General features: G+C 38.7%; 1 protein-coding gene. It reads left to right on the top strand.

Translation table 11 applies throughout. The features are described from left to right. The first annotated feature begins 39 nt into the window (after nt 1-39). Nucleotides 40-636 carry a glutathione S-transferase family protein gene (locus FKN88_RS17445; protein ID WP_154170995.1) on the top strand — a complete coding sequence of 199 codons (597 nt, stop codon included), beginning with the start codon at nt 40-42 and terminating at the stop codon, nt 634-636. The last annotated feature ends 51 nt before the right edge of the window (nt 637-687 follow it).

Raw genomic sequence — 687 nt, 5'->3', positions numbered from 1 at the left:
GGCGTTATGTGTTTTTGAGCATACAAAAGGAGATTTGTAGTGAAGGTTTATGGAGATATCCAATCTGGTAACTGTTACAAGGTTAAGCTTTTGCTTTCTTTTTTGGGCATTGAGCATGAGTGGTGTGACGTTAATATTTTAAAAGGTGATACAAAAACGGCTGAGTTTTTATCAATTAACCCAAACGGTAAAATACCAGTTGTTGTTTTGGATGATGGCCGCTGTTTGTCAGAATCGAACGCAATTCTTGGTTATTTTGCGGATGGGACGGCGTTAATCCCTAGTGATAAATATGAAAAGGCTAAAATGTACGAGTGGTTGTTCTTTGAACAATACAGCCATGAGCCATTTATCGCTGTGGCACGTTTTATCCAAAAATATCAAGGTATGCCAGATTCCAGGTTGGAAGAGTATTATTCTTTACAACCTGGTGGTAATAAAGCTTTATCAATAATGGACAGTCGATTGGCTGAAACAGATTATCTTGTTGGTTGCCAATTAACGATCGCTGATATTGCTCTGTACGCTTATACACATGTTGCTGACGAAGGTGGTTTTAATTTATCTCATTATCCCAATATCCAATCGTGGTGCGAAAGGATCAAAGGACAAAAAAGTTACGTTGGTATGATTTAAGCCAACACATAACAAAGCGTTCAAGAGGGATTCGCAACGCGCGGCATTTTC

Source organism: Vibrio sp. 2017_1457_13 (assembly GCF_030851525.1).
In the GTDB taxonomy this organism is placed as follows: Bacteria; Pseudomonadota; Gammaproteobacteria; order Enterobacterales; family Vibrionaceae; genus Vibrio; species Vibrio metschnikovii.
Note: the sequence above shows the minus strand (reverse complement) of the source record. Positions and strands in the feature narration are given on the sequence as shown.